General features: G+C 71.3%; 15 protein-coding genes and 1 pseudogene. 6 read left to right on the top strand and 10 right to left on the bottom strand.

What is annotated here, in order from left to right; genetic code table 11:
• Positions 1-8 precede the first annotated feature (8 nt).
• On the bottom strand, positions 9-1394 hold the full coding sequence (locus tag ACFQVC_RS06260) for a S41 family peptidase (protein ID WP_381827393.1): 1386 nt from the start codon (positions 1392-1394) through the stop codon (positions 9-11).
• Positions 1395-1587: 193 nt separating this feature from the next.
• On the opposite strand from ACFQVC_RS06260, the gene ACFQVC_RS06255 reads away from it, so the two are divergent.
• Positions 1588-2481, top strand: coding sequence for an NAD(P)H-dependent oxidoreductase (locus ACFQVC_RS06255; RefSeq protein ID WP_381827391.1), 894 nt, complete (start codon positions 1588-1590; stop codon positions 2479-2481).
• Here the strand turns inward: ACFQVC_RS06255 and ACFQVC_RS06250 are convergent.
• The 5 genes and pseudogenes from ACFQVC_RS06250 to ACFQVC_RS06230 form a co-directional block, all read right to left on the bottom strand.
• Positions 2439-3251: pseudogene (locus tag ACFQVC_RS06250) on the bottom strand (glycoside hydrolase family 16 protein); the annotation flags it as partial. The gene ACFQVC_RS06255 and the pseudogene ACFQVC_RS06250 overlap by 43 nt on opposite strands.
• Before the next feature lie 116 nt (positions 3252-3367).
• Positions 3368-4957, bottom strand: a complete 1590-nt coding sequence (locus tag ACFQVC_RS06245) for a beta-N-acetylhexosaminidase (protein WP_381827389.1) — start codon at positions 4955-4957, stop codon at positions 3368-3370.
• An 84-nt stretch (positions 4958-5041) separates the two neighbouring features.
• The gene (locus tag ACFQVC_RS06240; protein ID WP_381827387.1) at positions 5042-5887 is read right to left on the bottom strand and encodes a carbohydrate ABC transporter permease; all 846 of its coding nucleotides are present in this window, start codon (positions 5885-5887) and stop codon (positions 5042-5044) included.
• Positions 5884-6855 carry a carbohydrate ABC transporter permease gene (locus tag ACFQVC_RS06235; protein ID WP_381827385.1) on the bottom strand — a complete coding sequence of 324 codons (972 nt, stop codon included), beginning with the start codon at positions 6853-6855 and terminating at the stop codon, positions 5884-5886. Before ACFQVC_RS06235 ends, ACFQVC_RS06240 begins: the two co-directional genes overlap by 4 nt.
• Positions 6852-8117, bottom strand: coding sequence for an extracellular solute-binding protein (locus ACFQVC_RS06230; protein ID WP_381827383.1), 1266 nt, complete (start codon positions 8115-8117; stop codon positions 6852-6854). Before ACFQVC_RS06230 ends, ACFQVC_RS06235 begins: the two co-directional genes overlap by 4 nt.
• Positions 8118-8394: 277 nt before the next feature.
• Between ACFQVC_RS06230 and ACFQVC_RS06225 the strand changes: the two genes are divergently transcribed.
• Together ACFQVC_RS06225 and ACFQVC_RS06220 are read left to right on the top strand one after the other, a co-directional pair.
• A complete protein-coding gene (locus ACFQVC_RS06225; protein WP_381827381.1) occupies positions 8395-9249 on the top strand; it encodes a GntR family transcriptional regulator in 855 nt (284 codons plus the stop codon).
• A 56-nt stretch (positions 9250-9305) separates the two neighbouring features.
• Complete coding sequence (locus tag ACFQVC_RS06220; protein ID WP_381827380.1) at positions 9306-10553, top strand: lactonase family protein; 1248 nt, start codon at positions 9306-9308, stop codon at positions 10551-10553.
• A 19-nt stretch (positions 10554-10572) separates the two neighbouring features.
• Here the strand turns inward: ACFQVC_RS06220 and ACFQVC_RS06215 are convergent, their stop codons facing one another.
• From ACFQVC_RS06215 to ACFQVC_RS06205, 3 genes are all read right to left on the bottom strand, one after another.
• The gene (locus ACFQVC_RS06215; RefSeq protein ID WP_381827378.1) at positions 10573-11025 is read right to left on the bottom strand and encodes a monooxygenase family protein; all 453 of its coding nucleotides are present in this window, start codon (positions 11023-11025) and stop codon (positions 10573-10575) included.
• Between the two features lie 65 nt (positions 11026-11090).
• Positions 11091-11627 carry an SRPBCC family protein gene (locus tag ACFQVC_RS06210; RefSeq protein ID WP_381827376.1) on the bottom strand — a complete coding sequence of 179 codons (537 nt, stop codon included), beginning with the start codon at positions 11625-11627 and terminating at the stop codon, positions 11091-11093.
• Between the two features lie 246 nt (positions 11628-11873).
• Positions 11874-12476 (bottom strand): TetR/AcrR family transcriptional regulator, encoded by a 603-nt coding sequence (locus tag ACFQVC_RS06205; protein ID WP_381827374.1) that lies wholly within the window; start codon positions 12474-12476, stop codon positions 11874-11876.
• A 115-nt stretch (positions 12477-12591) separates the two neighbouring features.
• On the opposite strand from ACFQVC_RS06205, the gene ACFQVC_RS06200 reads away from it, so the two are divergent.
• Together ACFQVC_RS06200 and ACFQVC_RS06195 are read left to right on the top strand one after the other, a co-directional pair.
• A complete protein-coding gene (locus ACFQVC_RS06200; RefSeq protein ID WP_381827372.1) occupies positions 12592-13152 on the top strand; it encodes a dihydrofolate reductase family protein in 561 nt (186 codons plus the stop codon).
• Positions 13153-13419: 267 nt separating this feature from the next.
• Complete coding sequence (locus tag ACFQVC_RS06195; RefSeq protein WP_381827370.1) at positions 13420-14874, top strand: PP2C family protein-serine/threonine phosphatase; 1455 nt, start codon at positions 13420-13422, stop codon at positions 14872-14874.
• 103 nt (positions 14875-14977) lie between these two features.
• Here ACFQVC_RS06195 and ACFQVC_RS06190 read toward each other — a convergent pair whose 3' ends face one another.
• A complete protein-coding gene (locus ACFQVC_RS06190; RefSeq protein WP_381827368.1) occupies positions 14978-16474 on the bottom strand; it encodes a DNA-binding protein NsdB in 1497 nt (498 codons plus the stop codon).
• Between the two features lie 233 nt (positions 16475-16707).
• On the opposite strand from ACFQVC_RS06190, the gene ACFQVC_RS06185 reads away from it, so the two are divergent.
• On the top strand, positions 16708-17844 hold the full coding sequence (locus ACFQVC_RS06185) for an aminoglycoside phosphotransferase family protein (RefSeq protein ID WP_381827366.1): 1137 nt from the start codon (positions 16708-16710) through the stop codon (positions 17842-17844).
• The last annotated feature ends 6 nt before the right edge of the window (positions 17845-17850 follow it).

Below are 17850 nucleotides of genomic sequence, written 5' to 3'. Positions count from 1 at the left end.
CGCTCCGGTCAGGAGCTCCGTGGCGTTCCGCTCAGCACCCGCACCGCACGGTCGAAGGCCGAGTCGCGGTGCCGGCTGAACTCCTCGTCGGTGAAGACCGGTTCCGGCAGGTGGGGCGGGATGCCACGGCCGTCGAAGGTCTCGCCGGTGCGGGTGCTGAACTCCTCGTTGGGCAGCAGGATCCGCCAGCCGTTCGGCAGGCGGCGTGACAGCGTGTCCGAGAAGACGCCCTGCGTGGACCGGCCGATCCGCACCGTGCGGCCGGGCCGGTCCATGAGCGCCTGTGTGAACGTCTCGCCGGCGCTGACCGTGGATCCCCCGGTGAGGAGCGCGACCGGTCCGGTGTAGCGCGGTGCGGCCGCGGGGTGGACGTACAGGCGCTGCGGCACCGTGAAGCGGGTCGGGTCCGCGGGGTCGTTGCGGGCGCGCTTGGCGTAGGCGAGGTGGGGGCGGTCCGTGAGGCGGGCGGCGAGCCGCAGCCCGAGGGCGTCCGAGCCGCCGCCGTTGATCCGCAGATCCACGATGAGGCCGCGCAGGCGTGCGGTGCGGGCGGGCGTGAGGATCTCGTCCAGGGCCCGGTCGAGCTCCGCGCTGTCCGCGGCGAAGGTTCCGCTCTTCGTGTAGCCGCTGAAGCCGGAGATCCGCAAGTAACCCCGGCCGTGCGGGAGATCGGCGTACGCGATCCGTCCCCGGGCGAAGTCCCGCAGCTCACGGCCGCCGAGGTCACGGCCTTCGACATACGTCTTGACGCGCCGGTCCAGGGCCTCGCTCGGAGCCTGCGTGCCGGGCCGCACCTGGGTGAACGTACGCGAAGGCCGCCCGCCGAGTACGGCCACATGCGCGTCGTGCAGCGGACTGAGCATCTCCTTGAACACGGAGAAGAGTTCGTCCTCGGTCGTCGAGGCGTCGATCCGCGGCCGGTGGCGCTCGCGCTGCGCGGCCCAGTCGACGCCCTTCGCGCGGAAGAACGGGTAGTTGTCCTGGAACGTCTGCCAGAAGACATCGAAGGCCGCCACCGGCCCGGTGGGTTCCGATCGCGTGCAGGCCGCGGGCAGCCGCCCGGCGCGCCGCAGCGAACGGTGGCCGGTCGAGCCGTCCACCTGCAGCGAGGCGCGGGCCGGGTCGGCGGAGACGCGCAGCGTGAAGGCCTCGCCGTCGTCGCCGCGGTAGCGCACCGCCCCGCCCTGCCCGCCGGTGCGGTGCGCCACCATCCCCTTCAGACAGCCGACTTGGGTGACCTGGTACTCCTGCAGCCGGTCGGCGTCGCGCACCAGCACCGTGCCGTAGCCGTCCATGCGCCACACCTCCGGCGGTGAGGGCCGGGGCGCGGTGAGCCCGGTGGGGGCGGCGAGTCCGGCAGCGGCCACAAGGGCCAGGAGGAGTCCTTTGGTCATGGACTCCACGGTGCGGGCTGCGTCGGCGCCGCACCATGGGGACGTCCGCCACGTGGACCTGGGGTTTTCCCCACCTCCACCGCGCACACATGGCCATCTCCGCCCCCCCCGCCCGCCCCCTTGGCCAGATACTTGCGTTACCTGTCCATCTGGCCAGTGGTTGCCGCCGCGGCGGTCCCGCAGGATCGAGGACATGAACATTCTCTGGATCTTCGCCCACCCCGAACAGCGCTCCCTGAACGCCTCGTTGCTCACCGAGGGGCTGACGGAACTCGACGAGCTCGGGCACGAGCACGAGGTGTCCGACCTGTACACCATGGGCTGGAAGGCCGTGGTCGACCGCGAGGACTTCGAAGGACAGGACTCCCAGGGCGCGAGCGAGGAGCGGCTGTTCGTCGGGGACGCGCAGGAACAGGCGTACAGCAGCAGCCGGTTGAGCGCCGACATCCGTGCCGAGCAGGCGAAGCTGGCCCGCGCCGACGTGGTCGTCTTCCAGTTCCCGCTGTGGTGGTTCGGGCCGCCCGCGATCCTCAAGGGCTGGTTCGACCGCGTCCTGGTCCAGGGCTTCGCGTTCGGCGTCAAGGACGAGGCGGGCGCGACACGGCGCTACGGCGACGGCGGGCTCGCCGGGAAGCGGGCGCTGATCGTCACCTCGGTGGGCGCGCGCGAGTCGTCGTTCGGGCCGCGCGGCATCCACGGGCACATCGACGAGGTGCTCTTCCCGCTCCTGCACGGCACGTTCTGGTACACCGGTATGGCCCCGCTCGCGCCCTTTGTCGTGTACGGCGCCGACCGGATGACCGAGGAGGGCACCCGCCTCACCGCCAAGGCGCTGCGCGAGCGGCTGCGCACCCTGGAGCAGGAGGAGCCCCTCGCCTACCGCTACGAGCAGGGCGGCGACTACGACGAGGACCTGGTCCTGCGTCCCGGCGTGGCGCCCGGCCTCAGCGGGGTCGCGGCGCACCGGGCGGGCCCGCACGAGGACCCGCCCGGCGCACCCGGCGCACGCCGGGCTCAGGCCGCGGAGACGCAGAACGCGGAGTCTCAGCCGACGGAGTCCTCGAAGGCCGTGCCCGCGGCCCGGTAGCCGGCCACCTTCGCCTGGACGTCGGCGGGGCTGAGGACCTGGTCCTTGACGTGCAGGACATAGTCCACCTGCTGGTCGTACGAGCGCGGCTCGGTGCTCGGCTGGCCGTTGAGGTCGATCAGCCACTGGTTGAAGTAGATGCCCATGGGCCGCTCGGGCAGGTACTTCGCGTCATGGGTGCCGAACAGCTGCCCGTCGACGTAGTACTTGATGCTCGTCGCGTCGATCGTGAAGACCAGGTCGTGCCAGCCCGCGAAGCTCGTACGCGACTCGGTGTGCTGGTTGACCGCCTCCCACGGGTCGGGACGGTAGGTCTCCCATGAGGTGGTGTAGAGGATGTTGGCGGGCTCGCCCCAGCCTCCGTTCGGGAGGTACTCGAAGTCGTACTCGGAGTAGTCGTCGGCCATCGGGGCCGTCAGGTCGTTGAGGGCGAAGAACGTCTGCACCACACGGTCGCCGTCGGGCCCGGACCGCGGGCCGTCGGTGAACTGCACGCGGGCCGCGTAGGTGCCGTTCTTGAACTTCATGGATTTGGTGAGGAGTTCGGTCTGCTTCGTCGACGCGGCGGTGCCCGCGGTCGATGTCTCCAGGTTCATCAGGGAGTTGTCGCCGTCCTTGGTGAACGTGATGTTCTCCGGCGCCCAGGTGGCGCCCGGCACACCGGGGCCGCCCGCGTTGCCGCGCACGGTCCAGCCGTGGGCGGCTATCTGCGGGTCGGTGTGGGAGGTGTAGGCGAAGTCGTCGAAGAGCGTCTCGCCCGCGGCGTTCGGTGCGGGCGCGGGCGCGGCGTCGGCGCTCGCGGCCAGGCCGGTCACGACGAGCCCGGTGGCCGCCACGACGGATACGGCGGTGCGCAGCCTCCGTGCGGCGGCGCGGTGGGTTGCGGTCATGGTGTCTTCTCCTTTGTGGGGGTGCGTTCCTCTGTGGGGGCCTCGGCGTCGAGGGGGCGGTGGGGCACGCCGAGGGCGTCGAGCCGTGCGCCGTGGGCGCGCAGCCGGGGCAGGAAGTCGTCGCCCCAGTCACTGGGCCCGGTCCAGGTGCGGTCGGCAAGGGCACACAGACGCGGGAAGGAGAGGTACTCGATGTGGCTGGGGTCGGTGACGAACTCCGTCCACACGTTTCCCTGGGCGCCGATCACCCGGGCGCGCTCCTGGGGGTCCCAGTGCGGTGGCGCCGGGTCGTGGCCGTGCACCGCGCGCAGACCGACGACGGCGCCGGGCTGTGCGGGCGGCTCGCTCGGCTCCGTGGACTGGGCGTAGTCGAAATAGGTGGCCCGGTGGTCGCCGGTGATCACGGCGTGACCGCGGCGGGCCGCCGTGCGCGCGTGGGCCGGGTCGCGCCAGGTCATCACCGTGAACCAGGGCGGCAGTTCGGCCCCGGTCTCGGCCCAGGCCGTGGGCGTACGGCCGTGTTCCCTCAGGTGCCGCCCTGCCCGGGTCAGGAACCAGGCCCGCAGCGCGCCGGGGCCGTCGAGCCCCTCCGCCCGGATGCGGTCGTACGCCGTGGGGGTGCGGGCCCACTCGGTGGTGGGGCACTCGTCGCCGCCGATATGGACATGCCGGGAGGGGAAGACATCCATGACCTCGTCGAGGACGTCGCGGCAGAAGGCGAGGGCGCGGTCGTGAACGCCGAGGACGTTCTCGCACACACCCCAGTCCGTCCACACGCCGAGCCGGGCACCCGGGTCGTTGCCGAGCTCGGGGTAGGCGGCGAGTGCGGCCCGGGTGTGGCCGGGCAGCTCTGTCTCGGGGACGACGGTGACGCCCCGTTCCGCGGCGTAGGCGACCAGGCCGGTCAGCTCGGCGCGGGAGTAACTGCCCTCGTGCGGCGTCGGGTCGTAGGTGGTGCTGCCCGCGGGCCCGGCCATGGAGCGCGGCCGGCGCGAGCCGATCTCGATCAGGCGCGGGTAGGCGGGCACGGGCATGCGCCAGCCCTGGTCGTCGGTGAGATGCAGATGCAGCACGTTGAGTTTGTGCAGCGCCAGGAGATCGACGTACCGGCGCAGATACGCGGCCGGCTGGAAGTGCCGGGCGACGTCCAGCATGGCGCCGCGCCAGGGGTGCCGGGGCCCGTCGGTGATCTCCGCACACGGCAGCGGCCAGGTGTCGCGGCGCTGCGGAGTGCCCAACAGGGCCTCGACGGGCAGGAGCTGGCGCAGGGTCTGGACGCCGTGCAGGAGTCCGGCGGGGCGGCGGGCGCGCAGGAGGATGCGGTACGGGGTGACGCTCAGGTCGTAGCCCTCGTCTCCGGGCCCACCAGCACCCACGAGCCGGGGGTCGAGGGCGAGGACCACATCGCCGGTCTCGGCGGGGGTCAAGGGCAGCCCGGTGGCGGGGGCGAGCAGGGTGCGCAGCAGGTCGAGGGCGGCCTGCGCGCCGGGGTCCGCGCGCACCGTGGTGCCGTGGTCGAGCGTGAAGTGGCCGGGGAGCGGGGCGAGTCGGGCGGGGCGTGGCACGAGGTGCGGCGGTGCGGGCAAAGCAGCCTCCTTCGTGTCGGCCGGTGGTCGTCACTCGGCCCGTGGTCGTGACTCGGCCCGTGGCCGTCACTCGGCCCGTGGCCGTCAGCCTTTGACGGCGCCGGCCGCGAAGCCGGCGGTGACATGGCGCTGGAGCAGCAGGAAGACCACCAGGGCCGGCAGCGCGAAGAGCGTGGAGGCGGCCATGGTGGCGCCCCAGTCGGTGCCGAAGGTGTTCTGGAAGGACGACAGCCACACGGGCAGCGTGCGGCTGTCCTGCTGTTTGATGATCAGGAAGTTGGCGTAGGCGAACTCGTTCCAGGCCGTGATGTAACCGAACAGGGAGGTCGCCATCAGGCCCGGGGCGAGCAGCGGGAAGGCCACCCGGCGAAAGGCGCCGGCCCGGGTGCAGCCGTCGACCTGGGCGGCCTCTTCGAGTTCGGGCGGGATCGCGGCCAGGAAGCCGCGCAGCACCACCACCGTGAACGGCAGCGTGATCATGAAGTAGACCAGGGTGAGGGTGGGGAGGCGGTCCAGCATGCCGGTGTCCCTGGAGATGATGTAGACGGGGATGATCAGTGACTCCCAGGGCGCCATCTGGGCGAGGAAGACCATGAGCAGGAACGCCCGCCGCCCCTTCCAGCGAAGCCGGGCCACCGCGAAGGCGGCGCCGAGCGCGACGAGCAGGGAGAGCAGTACGGCGCTGAGGGTGACCAGGAGGCTGTTGCGCCAGAACAGCGCGAAACCGTCGGCGCCGACGGCGCGCCGGAAGTGGTCGAGGGTCCAGTGGGCGGGCAGGAGTTGGAGGCTCGCCGACTGGATCTCACGGGTGGGTTTGAAGGCGGTGGCCACCATCCAGTAGACGGGGAAGAGACAGAGCAGGACGGTCGCGGCGGCGGCCGCGTGCAGGGGAAACCGCCGGATCTGCGTACGGGTACGGCCGCGGGTCACTGTTCCGCCTCCTGTCGGAGGAGTTGGCGGAAGTAGACGATCAGGACCACGGACATCAGTACGACGGTGACCATGGAGGTGGCGGTGCCGAGGTCGTAGCGCTGGGCGGACAGCGCGGTCTGCACGGCGTAGACCGGCAGGATCGTGGTGGCGTCGCCGGGGCCGCCCCTGGTCATCACCCAGATCTGCACGAACGCCTTGAACGTCCAGATCACTTCGAGCGAGACGACGAGCAGGAAGACGGGGCGCACGATCGGAAAGGTGACGGAGCGGAAGATCCGCCCGGCGCCCGCGCCGTCGAGCCGCGCCGATTCGTACAGCTCGCCGGGGACGGTCGTCAGCGCCGAGTACAGCGTGATCGCGGCGAACGGCACGGACTGCCACACGATGAGGAGCACCAGGATCGCGAAGGACGCGGGGCCGTTCGCGAACCAGGCGTAGCGCTCGAAGGACTGCCATCCCAGGCCTGTGAGGGTCTGGTTGACGATGCCGAACTCCGAGTGGAACAGCCACTGGAACACCGTGGTCGCCGCCACCACGGGCATCGCCCAGGCGAGGACCAGGGAGCTGAGGACCGCGATACGGAAGCGGCGTCCGAGGCGCTCGGTCATCAGCGCCACCAGGGTCGCGATGACGACGATGAGCGCGACGTTGACGGCCATGAACAGGAAGGTGCGGCGCACCACCTCCCAGAAACGGGGATCGCCGAGCAGGGCCCGGTAGTTGGCGAGCCCGACGAACTCGGCGTCACCGAGGATGAGTTGGCGCAGGCCGAACTCCTGGAAGGAGATCACCAGTGCCCGCACGAGCGGATAGACCAGGAGGTAGAGGGTGCCGAGGACGGCGGGGGCGATGAGCAGATAGGGCCAGGGGTCGCGGCGCCGTCCGGCCCGTGGGCCCGGTCCGCGGCCGGTGGCGACGGGCCGGGTCCGGGCGGTGGGCCGAGGGAGGAGTTCCCTGGCGGTCATGAACTGCCCTTCATCGCCCGGGTGATGGCGGCCGACGCCGTGCGGGCCTCGGTGCGCGGGTCGCCGCCGGTGAGGACGGCGGTCATGTAGTCCTTGACCGGGTTCTCCGCCTCGACCGCGGCCCAGCCGGGGGTGTTGGGCGTGGCGTGGCCGTTCTTGGTGGCGCCGACGGCCATGGCGGCGGCGCCGGGGTCGTCGGCGACGGCGTCGGCGAGGGTGGTCTTGTTGGGTACGTAGCTCATGGCGGCGGCGAGCTTCTTCTGCCAGCGGTCGCCGGTCAGTTCCTTGATGAAGGTGTACGCGGCGTCCTGCTTGCCCGACGCCGCGGGCACGATCAGGTCGGAGCCGCCGGTGAAGACCGCTCCGGGCTGCCCGGCGCTCTTGCCGGGGATGGGGAAGAAGCCGAGCTTGCCCTTGAGGGCGGGGTTGGCCTCGGCGATGACTCCGGCGCCGCCGGGGGTGGCGATGACCTGGGCGACCTTGCCCGCGGCCATCACGTCGGCCTGCGGCGGGTCGTCCTCGTCGGAGTCCTTGGGGCCCTTGCCGAGGTCCTGGAGCCGTCGGTAGAACTCCATGCCGCGCAGGGCCTCGGGGGTGTCCAGGGCGCCGGTCCAGGTGCCGCCGGACTCGGTGGCGAGGTCGCCGCCCTCGTCCCAGATGAACCCGGCCAGGGCGTACCACATCTGGCCCGGCAGATATATCCCCTGGATGTCGCCCCGGTTGAGCTTCTTCGTGGCGGCGATCCACTGCTCGCGGGTCCTGATGTCCTGTGCGTCGACGCCTGCCTTCTTGAACAGGTCGGTGCGGTAGATGACGACGCGGTTCGCCGCGTAGTAGGGGATGCCGTACTGCTTGCCCTCGTACGCCCCGGGCTCGGCGAGGCCGTCGAGCCAGTCCTCGCCGCCGAGTTCGGCGACCTTGTCGCTGAGGTCGGCCAGGCCGCCGCTCTGTGCGTACTGGGCTACCTGCGTATTGCCCGCCTCGATCACATCGGGGGCGTCCTCACCGGCGAGGGCGGCGGTGACCTTCTGGCCGATGCCGTCCCACTCCTGGATCTGGATCTTCACATCGATATCGGGGTGCGCACGCTCGAAGCCGGCGGTGAACTCCTTCTGGAAGGCGGCCGAGACGCTGTCACGCATCAGCCATACGTCGAGGGTGGTGGCACCGCCGGAGCCGTCGGCGGAGTCCGGGGCGCCGCAGGCACCGAGCGCGACGAGCGCCAGGAGGGCGGTGGGAGCGGCGAGCAGGCGGAGATTCACGGTGCACCTCTATGGGATCAGACCTGACCTCTACTTGACCAGTTAAGCCAACTGGATAGCTCACCTGTTGGCGAGGGAAGAAAGTGGCATAGACCAATGAGGTCGTCAAGTACCCGCGCACACACGCCTTTTGAGGCGGAGCGGAAGCGATCACGCGCTCCCATCCCTCCGTACCAGTGGTTAAACTCCCCTTGACCAGCAGCCCAGTTGGGGACCTGACATGGCACACTGGTCAACAGCAGCGCACCGACGGCACCGGGCGGGGAGAGGGCGGCACATGGACACAGAAGCACCGGGGGCGGTTCTCAAGCGGGAGCGGGTGCGCGAGGTCATCCTGGAGCTCATCGAGTCCCGGGGCGCCGGTGACCCGATCCCCTCCGAACGCAGCCTGTGCGCTCAACTCGGCGTCTCACGGCCCACGTTGCGCGCCGCCGTCGACGAACTCGTGGCGTCCGGTCTGCTCGTACGCGAACACGGCCGCGGCATGTTCGTCGCCCCTGCCAAGATCACCCAGGAGCTGGTCTCGCAGCAGCACACCATGAGCGTCCCCCAGGCCACCGGCGCCTGGACCAGCCGGCTCCTCGAGTTCACCACCGTGCCCGCGGGCGCCCGGGTCGGCCGCAAGCTGCGCCTTTCCCCCGCGGCCGGCATCGTCTACGTCGCGCGCCTGCGTCTGGTCGACGGCGCCCCGATGGCCATCGAGCATCTGCACATACCCGCCGCCCTGGTGCCCGGTCTGACGGCGGAGGAGCTGGAGGGCGGCGATCTGTACGAGCATCTGCGGGAGCGGCACGCGGTGCGGGTGCATGAGGCGGTGCAGGCCATCGAGCCCACCGTCGTGACCCGGGCCGAGGCGGATCTGCTCGACGTGCCGGAGCTGTCGCCCGCGCTGCTCTTCGAGCGCCTGACCACCGACACCGACGGCAGGCCGGTGGAGTATGTGCACTCGCTGTACCGCGGCGACCGCTACCGCATCGTCTCCCGCCTCTCCCTCGACCCGGCGCCCGCCGCCGGAGCCTCCGCGCCGCCGCCGCGCGAGGGCCACCACCCGGGCATCCCGCCGGGCGACTTCGCCCACCGCGACCCGATCAGGTCCTCGACGGTCGGGGACGTCCAGGAGGCCGACCGCTGACACCGGGCGCGTGCGCCCACCTTGTGGGCGCCGGTCACACCCGTCACTGTGGCCCCATGGATCGCTCCGTCTCGAACTCCCCCCACGCCTCCCGCCCCCACGACGGACCGGGCCGCCCGGCGGCCGGTCTCGGCAGGCGCCGCTTCCTCGGCGCCCTGACCACCGCGGCCGCGCTCGCCACCCTGCCCGCCGCGAGCCCCGCACCCCGCGGGCCTTACACGGCGGGGGACGCCCGGCCGCTGCCCGGCGGAACGCACAAGAAGCGCGCCGCCCGCCCCCTGTTCATCGGCACCTACACCTCACAAGCGGGCGGCGGCACGGGCATCGCGTTCGCCACCTACGACCCGGGCAGCGGACGGATCACCGCGGGCTCCACCCTCACCGGGGTCGACGACCCGTCCTACCTCGCCGTGCACCCCTCGGGCGACACCGTGTACGCCGTCAACGAGCAGGAAAAGGGCGGTGTCACCGCGATCCGCCTCTCCCCCGACGGCCCTGGCGAAGTGCTCGGCCGGCGCGACACCGGCGGCGGTGGCCCCTGCCATCTGTCCGTGCACCCCGGGGGCCGCTGGCTGCTGAGCGCCAACTACCTCTCCGGCAGCGTGGCCGTGCACCCCATCGCGCCCTCCGGCGAACTGGGCGAGCGCACCGCGCTTGTCACCCACAGCGAGCCGGCGCCCGGCCCCGACCAACAGGGGCCGCACGCCCATCAGTTCCTCACCAGCCCGGACGGCGGCCATGTGCTGGCCGTGGATCTGGGTACGGACACGGTCTACACGTACCGCCTGGACACCACGGCGGGCACCCTTGAGCGGGTCTCGTACGCGACGCTGCGCCCCGGCGCCGGGCCGCGTCATCTCACCTTCCACCCCTCGGGCCGGTTCGCGTATCTGGCCGACGAGCTCGACAACACCGTCACCGTCTGCGCCTACGACCCCGCGAGCGGGCGCCTGACCCCCGGCACACCGCAGGAGACCGGCACGGGCCCCGGCACCAGCTACCCGGCCCAGCTCCTGGTGACCGCCGACGGCGCCTTCGCCTACCTCGCCAACCGCGGCCACAACAGCCTGACCCGCTACGCCGTCGAGGACGACGGCGCCCGCCTCCGCCTCCTGGACACGGTCCCCGTGGGCGGTGACTTCCCGCGCCAGCTCGCTTCCTCCCCCGACGGCGGCCTGCTGTTCGCGGCGAACCAGAAGTCCGGCACCGTCACCGCCTTCCACGTGGCGGCCGAGAGCGGTGAACTGCGGCCCGCGGGCGAGGCGTTCAAGTCCCCCATGGCGGTGTGCGTCCTGCCGCTGTGACCCGGCGCCGGAGGACCGCTCACCCCTTGGCCGCGGACCGGTGCGCGAGGCGGGCCACCGCCGTGCGGCCGCGGCGCTCCAAGGGCAGGGCGCCGGCTGCGGCCGCGAGCCCGAAGGGCGGCATGTCGAAGTAGACCGACTCGTACGAGCCCTCCGGCACGATGTACGTCTCGTGCCAGAGGCCCACGTGCCCGCGCAGCTTGCCCGCCCGCTGCTTGCGGTTGGCGATGCCCCACACGGTGTGGAGGAAGCCGTCGGGCGCCGACGCGTAGCCGTAGAGCTGCTCCTTGGACTCCCAGTGCTGGACCACGTGGTACGTGCGCGCCGACGCGGTGAGCAGGATGTGGCTGAGCAGTCCGCGGCCGCGCTGCCGCTTGAGTTCGCTGAGCATCCGCAGCATCGCGTAGAACACCGGCATCCAGTGGTGCACCGCCCAGAAGCGGTTGACGCGCATCCCGATCAGCAGGGCCACGACATCGCCTTCGGCGGCGGCGGTGGTGTATCCGGTGTTCGGCCGGGGGACATCGTGCCTCCAGGTCAGTTGGCTTCGGTGGGCTCGGGCCGCGCGGAGGCCCCTTCAAGCCGGGACTTGAGGCGTTGCAGGGTCGTGTTGATGTGGCTGCGGTTGACCCCGGGCCGGTTGAGGACACCGGTGATCAGCACGGCCGCCGGAATGAACCACAGGGGCACCCGCAGCCAGTTGGTCTCGGTGACGGTGCAGCCGCCGTCCGCCGCGGGCTCGATGTCGTACTGCCAGCGCGAGATCGGGATCCGCAGCGGGGACGCGGTCACCTCGTAGGCGAAGCGCCGCCCCGGCTCGACGTCGGTGATGCGGCAGGTGGTGACCCAGCGGCGCACCCCGTGCCGGTTGTAGCCGCGAAAGCGCGCGCCCGGCACGGACGTCGCGACGCCGCCGAGCCAGCGCGCCCGGTAGGTCTCCTCGGCGAGCCCTGCCATCACGAGCGGATCGCTGACGGTGCCGTACGCGGTCTCAGGGTTGGTGCGTATCTCCACCGATCCGCGGGCCGCCGCTTCGGGGAAGCGCGGGATACGCGGGATGCGGGCTGTGTCCATCCGGTTCTCCTTCGCTGCTGCCGCCATCAGCAATGTAAGCGGCGATTACATCAAGGGGGAGGGCACCGGTCAAGGCCTGACGGGGCCCCAAGTAACCCGCGGTAAGCCGAGGTTGGGGCTGCCAAGCGGATGGGAGGAAGTCCGGTGCGGTTCGTCGTGCCCCCAAGGGGCGCGGGGAACTGCGCGACCAGCCACGACGCACCCGCAGGTGTCATACCGGACATCCCGCGGAGCGTTCAGCTGCCCTCAGGGGAGGTTGGCGACGCCAAGACCGAACGTGTCCAGGACCCGCTCGGCCAGCTCCTCGGCCCGGTCCGCGGGCAGATAGCCGTCGACGATCATCTGCGAGAGTCCGTACACCAGGGCCTGCCCGGCCAGACCGATCAGCACCGGGTCGCCCGGCCGCAGCTTGCCGGACTCCTGGTCGGCGACGATCATCCCGGTGAAGGCCTCCTCGATACCGGCGAGACGGCCACGCAGTTCGCTGGGCTGGGACGGGGTGAACACCCGTGACCTGATGAGCTCGAAGCGGCGCGGATGCCGGATCGCGTACCGCACGAAGCCGAGGCCGAAGGCGCGCATGGCAGGCCCCTGGGCGGCCGTGACCTCGGCGAGCTGCCACCGCTCGTAGTCCGCCAGGATCCGGTCGGCGACCGCCGTCAGCAGCGCCTGCCGGTCGGCGAAGTGCCGGAAGGGCGCCCCCGGCGACACCCCCGCCCGGCGCGCCACCTCGCGTACCGTGACCCGCTCGACGCCCTCCTCGTCCAGGAGCTCGAGCGCCGCAGCGGTGAGGGCCTCAGGCAGCGAACCATGGTGATAGCCGGGGCGTTCGACGGGCTTGTCCTTCATGCCAGCAGTGCTATCACAGGGCCGCGGAGCCGGGCAGCGGCCGGGCGGACTGGCGCAGCCCGCTCCCTTGCCGACACAGTGATGGGTCAGGGCCACAGCAGCGATCGGAGGGCCCATGGCCAAGCTGATCTACTCGGTGATCGCGTCGCTCGACGGCTTCGTCGAGGACGCGAGCGGCGCCTTCGACTGGGCCGTGCCCGACGACGAGACGCATGCGTTCATCAACGGCCTGGAGCGGCCGGTCGGAACGTATCTGTACGGGCGGCGGATGTACGAGGTGATGGCCGCCTGGGAGAGCGCTCACGACAGCCCCGGCCGGCGCCCGGTGATGCGGGAGTTCGCCCGCCTGTGGCAGGCCGCCGAGAAGGTCGTCTACTCACGGACGCTGTCGACGGTCTCCACGGCCAGAACGCGCATCGAGCACGATTTCGACCCCGAAACGGTGCGGGAACTCAAGGACTCGGCCACCGCCGAGCTCTCCGTGAGCGGCCCCGATCTCGCCACCCATGCGTTCGCGGCCGGACTCGTGGACGAGTGCCACCTCTTCGTCGCCCCGGTCGTCGTCGGCGGCGGCAAACGCGTCTGGCCCGACGGCATCCGGCTGCCTCTGGAACTCCTGGACGAGCGCCCTTTCGGCGGCGGTATGGTCTACCTCCGCTACGGTGCGCGCGGTTGACCATGGCCCCCATGTCCGGGGCAAGGGCCGATCGGAGGCGTCAACTCCGGTTCCGTTCCGAAAGGTTCGCGACACCTGATCACGCCCCTGAACGCCCGCCATAGCGCGCGTATCGGGACATCCCGCGATCAAGGACCATGGCATATGCCTCAAGCACCACCGGATCGTGTGTTGCCAAATCCCTTACGGGGCACGGCTCCCTGTGCGACAGTCATAACCGGTCCTTCCGTCAGTCTTGGTCGTACCGCGCCTGCATCGGAGTACGTCATGCCGTCCCATCTCTTTGCGGACCGCCCCGCAGCCCAGCCGCCCGAGCGGGGTACGGTCGACGCGCTCATCTCCCAGACGCGCCAGCTGCGCGGTGGAGTGGACGCCGTACGCCGCGAGGCCGTCCTCGACGACGACGACCCCCAAGGCCGCTGGCAGCGCGCCCTGTACGAACTCGCCACGCGTCAACTCGACGACCTGGACGAGCACTTGGGGCAGCTGCGCGAGGGCCTGCCGCCCGAACCTCTCGACGACGCCCTCGTCATCGACGAGCCGCAGCCCGCGTCCCCGTCCGCCGCGGTGGCCGCCGAGCACCCGCGCGGCTCCCTGCTCAGCCGGGTCGGCAGCGCCGAATGGAATCTCCTCACCGACGAAGTGACCTGGTCCGGTGAGCTCTACCAGATATTCGGATGGGACCCGGCCAAGCAGCCGCTGACCCTGGACGAACTGCCCGCCCTCGTCCACGAAGAGGACCAGTCTTTACTCACCACGATGGTGACGGACTGCCTCATCGACGGCAGGCCCATCGACGGCGAGTTCCGCATCGTGCGCCCCGACGGCGGTGTGCGCACCGTGCACATGATGGGCGAGCCCGTACTCGACGCCGACGGCTCCACCGCCTCGATGTGGGCGGTGCTGCGCGATGTGAGCGAACTGCGCCGCAGCCAGCTCGCGGTGCGCGAACACCGTGACTCGCTGCAGCGCCAGCGCCATATCGCCGAGACGGAGCACCGGCTCGCGGTCGAGCTGCAGGAGGCCGTACTGCCGCCCTGGCGCGGCTCCCTGCGCTTTCCGCACGGCGGCCCCGACGCCCTGGACCTGGCCGCGCACTATCTGCCGTCCTCCTCCAGCGCCCTGATCGGCGGCGACTGGTACGACGCGCTCGAGCTGCCGGGCGGCGAATCGCTGCTCAGCGTCGGCGACTTGACGGGGCACGGCGTCACCGTCACCTCGGGTATGGCGATGCTGCTCGGCGCGCTCCGCGGCATGGCCGTCGCGGGCGCCCAGCCGGGCCCGCTGCTCGGCTGGCTGAACCAACTCCTCGACACCTCGGTGCAGCCCGCCCTGGGCAGCGCGGTGTGCTGCCGTTACAACCCGTCCACCCACACCCTCACCTGGGCCCAGGCCGGCCACCCCGCCCCGCTGCTGTTCCGCGGCGGGACGGGCCGGGCGCTCTCGCCCCCGGACGGCGTGCTCCTCGGCGCCACCTCGGGCGCCTCTTACGAACAGGCCGAAGTACACCTGGAACCAGGCGACTTGCTCGTCCTGCACACCGACGGCCTGGTACCGGGACGCGACGGCGAGAGCGCCACGGAACAGCTGCTCGACCTCGCCCCCCGGTTCGCCGGGGCACGCGGCGCCCAGGACTGCGTCCGCACGGTCGTCGAGGCGTTCGGACAGACCGAGCGCGCTGACGACGCGTGCGTACTGATCGCCAGGATCGGGACGCAGTAGGGCGGGGCGGCCCGCAGGTACAGGTACGAGACGGCGACGTAAAGCGTAAAAGCGCGCGCGAAAAGGCTGTACGTGAAGGCTCAGCAGTCACGTACAGCCCGGCTCACGCCTTGAGGCCGCCTCCCTTCGACCTGGCGGGGGCCTTCGGCAGGGCGAGCTGGATCTCTTCGCGGAGGTCCTGGATCTTCGGATAGCCGGAGTACTGGCCGGTGAGCCGGTACATCTCACGCAGCCGGTCCCAGGTGCGGTGCGAGGAGGTCTCGCCCATGGACACCAGGGCCAGGCGGGCGTAGCGGTCGGCCTGTTCGGGGTCGTCGGCGATGAAGCAGGCCGAGGCAAGCGAGATGTAGTCGAAGATCTTTGAGCGCTGACGGCCGCCCTCGCGCAGCTGGAGTGCCTCCTTGGCGTGCCGCTGCGCGGTGCCCGACGCCGACGGGTCGTGCTCGGCGAGGGTGCGGTAGGCCAGGGCCTGCATGCCGTGCATATCGGCCTCGTCGAACATCTGCATCCAACTGGGCGGCGGCACATCGCCCTTGTCCGACACGAAGAGGTCCTCCGCCTCGCCGAGGGTGCGGCGCATGGCCTGGCCCTTGCCCATGGAGGCCTGCGCCCAGGCCTCGATGGTGTGCAGCATGGCCTGGGTGCGGGGCAGGACCTCGTCCCCCGAGCCGGACTTGGCGAGCTTCATCAGGTCGAGCGCGTCGTCCGGGCGGCCGAGGTGCACCATTTGCCGGGCCGCCCGGGAGAGGGCTTCGCCGGCGCGTGGCCGGTCGCCGCCCTCGCGTGCGGCGTGCGCGGCGATGACGAAGTACTTCTGAGCCGTGGGTTCGAGGCCGACGTCGTGGGACATCCAGCCCGCGAGTACGGCGAGGTTGGCAGCGACGCCCCACAGGCGGCGCTGGAGATGGTCGGGGTGGTGGTAGGAGAGCATGCCTCCCACCTCATTGAGCTGGCCCACCACTGCCTTGCGCTGCAGCCCGCCTCCGCGGGCCGCGTCCCAGGCGCGGAAGACCTCCACGGAACGCTCCAGCTCTTCGATCTCCTGCGACCCGATGGGGGCGGCCTCATAGCGGTCGTACCCAGCGGGGTCGGCGTGCAGGGGGTCTTCGAAGCGGGGAGCATCTGCGGAGAGGGCCGGATCGGTGTGCAGCCAGTCGTGCATGGCGCCCGTGAGTGCTGATCCTGCGGCGAGCGCGGCGCCCGCGCCCACCAAGCCGCGTCGGTTGAGCATGAGGTCCATTCCCGTGAATTCGGTGAGGACCGCAGCAGTCCGCTCGGGCGCCCACGGCAGACCTTCGGGGTTGTCCAGCTCCCCTTTTCGCTGCCGCTTTCCCGCACGCCCGTGCCGGACCAGACCGAGGTCCTCGATGGTCACGACACGGCCGAGTCGCTCGGTGAACAGCGCCGCCAGGACGCGCGGTACGGGATCGCGCGGGATCTCTCCCATGTCGATCCAGCGCCGCACCCGCGAGGTGTCGGTCGCCAGCTGGGGGTGGCCCATGGCCGCCGCCTGCCGGTTCACCAGTCTCGCCAGTTCGCCCTTCGACCAGCCGGCCAGGCCGAACAGGTCTTGCAGGCGGGTGTTGGGTTCGCTGTTCACATCAAGCCCCCAGGTTCTCGGCTGAGTTGACAGTAACCCCGCGTCAGATGCGGTGCGACTATTCGCCAGGGTTCGCCAGGGTGCGCCAGATGGTGTGCCACACGCCGGGAGGTGTCAGGTAGATATGCGCCACCCCGACCCGGCGGCCGGACGGCATTCCCCAGGGTGCAGCACGGCAGCCGGGCCGGGTAGCGCATGTAACTCGTCGGCACACGAAGGGATCTGTATCGCCCATGTACGCAGCATCGTCCTCCGTGTCCGCTCCGCCCCGGCCGCCCGTTCCCCGACAGGGCAGCGGCCCGTATCTGGACCCCACCCGGCAGGGAGGCTCGGCCCTCGGGCCGGGACGGGTGCGGCGTACGCCGGGGCAAGGCACCCAACCGCTCAGCGGGAGACTCGACTTGTCCGGCCCTCAGGGCGCTCAGCTGCGCACCGCGATCGCCTCGGTGCTCCGTATCTGCCCGGAGTTCAATCCGGTCCAGGTCCTGCGGCGCAGCGGACGCTCCGTGCTCCTGGTCGGCACGACCGGGCGCTCCACCGCGGTGGCCAAGTGTTTACTGGACCACTCCCCCGTGTGGTCGGAGCGGATCCAGCACGAAATAGCTGCTTATCGCGCGTTCGTCCGGCACCGGCCGCCGGTACGGGTTCCCCGGCTGATCGCCGCGGACCCGGAGAACGGCACGCTGGTGGTCGAGCGGATGCCCGGCCGGGTGGCGGCCCTGCAACGCCACCCGGCCGAGGCTCCGCCGCGGGCCGACATCAGGGCCGCGCTCGGCGCCATCTGCCGGCTGAACGCCTGGCGTCCGCCGGCGGGAATGTTCGACGCCCCGCTGGACTACGCCTCCCGGATCTCCCGCTACCACGAGCTGGGTCTGCTCACCGACCGTGATCTGGGCGATCTGCAGAAGCTTCTGCACGGCATCGCGCACTCCGCGGGGCCCGGCGGCATGGGCCAGTTCTGCCACGGCGACGCGCTGCTGCAGAACGTGCTCCTGTCACCGGCGGGGCCCGTCCTGGTCGACTGGGAGCACGCGGGCTGGTACCTGCCGGGATACGACCTGGCGACGCTGTGGTCCTGCCTGGGCGACGCCCCGGTGGCGCGCCGTCAGATCAGCCAGCTCGCCCAGTCCTCGGGGGCCGCGGCACGTGACGCGTTCCTCGTGAACCTGATGCTGGTCCTGACCCGGGAGATCCGTACGTACGAAACGGCTGTGCAGCGCACCATGCGCGATACGGCCCCGGTGGCACCGGGCCCTGCCCAATCCGGTGCTGCGCCGTCCGGCGAGGAACAGCGCCTGCTTCTCAGGAGGCTGCACGACGACTGCGCCCTGGCCCGCCGGGCCGTGCGCGCCGCGGTCGGAACTCGCTGACGGGGA

Origin of the sequence: Streptomyces monticola (genome assembly GCF_042665355.1) — a bacterium.
Lineage (GTDB): Bacteria > Actinomycetota > Actinomycetes > Streptomycetales > Streptomycetaceae > Streptomyces > Streptomyces monticola.
The sequence above is the reverse complement of the archived record's forward strand: the minus strand, read 5'-3'. Positions and strand labels throughout refer to the sequence as shown.

What these genes read in the sequence shown, in the direction of transcription:
- ACFQVC_RS06260 (WP_381827393.1), bottom strand. Translation starts at nt 1,394, where the DNA reads ATGACCAAAGGACTCCTCCTGGCCCTTGTGGCCGCTGCCGGACTCGCC.
- ACFQVC_RS06255 (WP_381827391.1), top strand. Translation starts at nt 1,588, where the DNA reads ATGAACATTCTCTGGATCTTCGCCCACCCCGAACAGCGCTCCCTGAAC.
- ACFQVC_RS06235 (WP_381827385.1), bottom strand. Translation starts at nt 6,855, where the DNA reads ATGACCGCCAGGGAACTCCTCCCTCGGCCCACCGCCCGGACCCGGCCC.
- ACFQVC_RS06225 (WP_381827381.1), top strand. Translation starts at nt 8,395, where the DNA reads ATGGACACAGAAGCACCGGGGGCGGTTCTCAAGCGGGAGCGGGTGCGC.
- ACFQVC_RS06220 (WP_381827380.1), top strand. Translation starts at nt 9,306, where the DNA reads ATGGATCGCTCCGTCTCGAACTCCCCCCACGCCTCCCGCCCCCACGAC.
- ACFQVC_RS06210 (WP_381827376.1), bottom strand. Translation starts at nt 11,627, where the DNA reads ATGGACACAGCCCGCATCCCGCGTATCCCGCGCTTCCCCGAAGCGGCG.
- ACFQVC_RS06205 (WP_381827374.1), bottom strand. Translation starts at nt 12,476, where the DNA reads ATGAAGGACAAGCCCGTCGAACGCCCCGGCTATCACCATGGTTCGCTG.
- ACFQVC_RS06200 (WP_381827372.1), top strand. Translation starts at nt 12,592, where the DNA reads ATGGCCAAGCTGATCTACTCGGTGATCGCGTCGCTCGACGGCTTCGTC.
- ACFQVC_RS06195 (WP_381827370.1), top strand. Translation starts at nt 13,420, where the DNA reads ATGCCGTCCCATCTCTTTGCGGACCGCCCCGCAGCCCAGCCGCCCGAG.
- ACFQVC_RS06185 (WP_381827366.1), top strand. Translation starts at nt 16,708, where the DNA reads ATGTACGCAGCATCGTCCTCCGTGTCCGCTCCGCCCCGGCCGCCCGTT.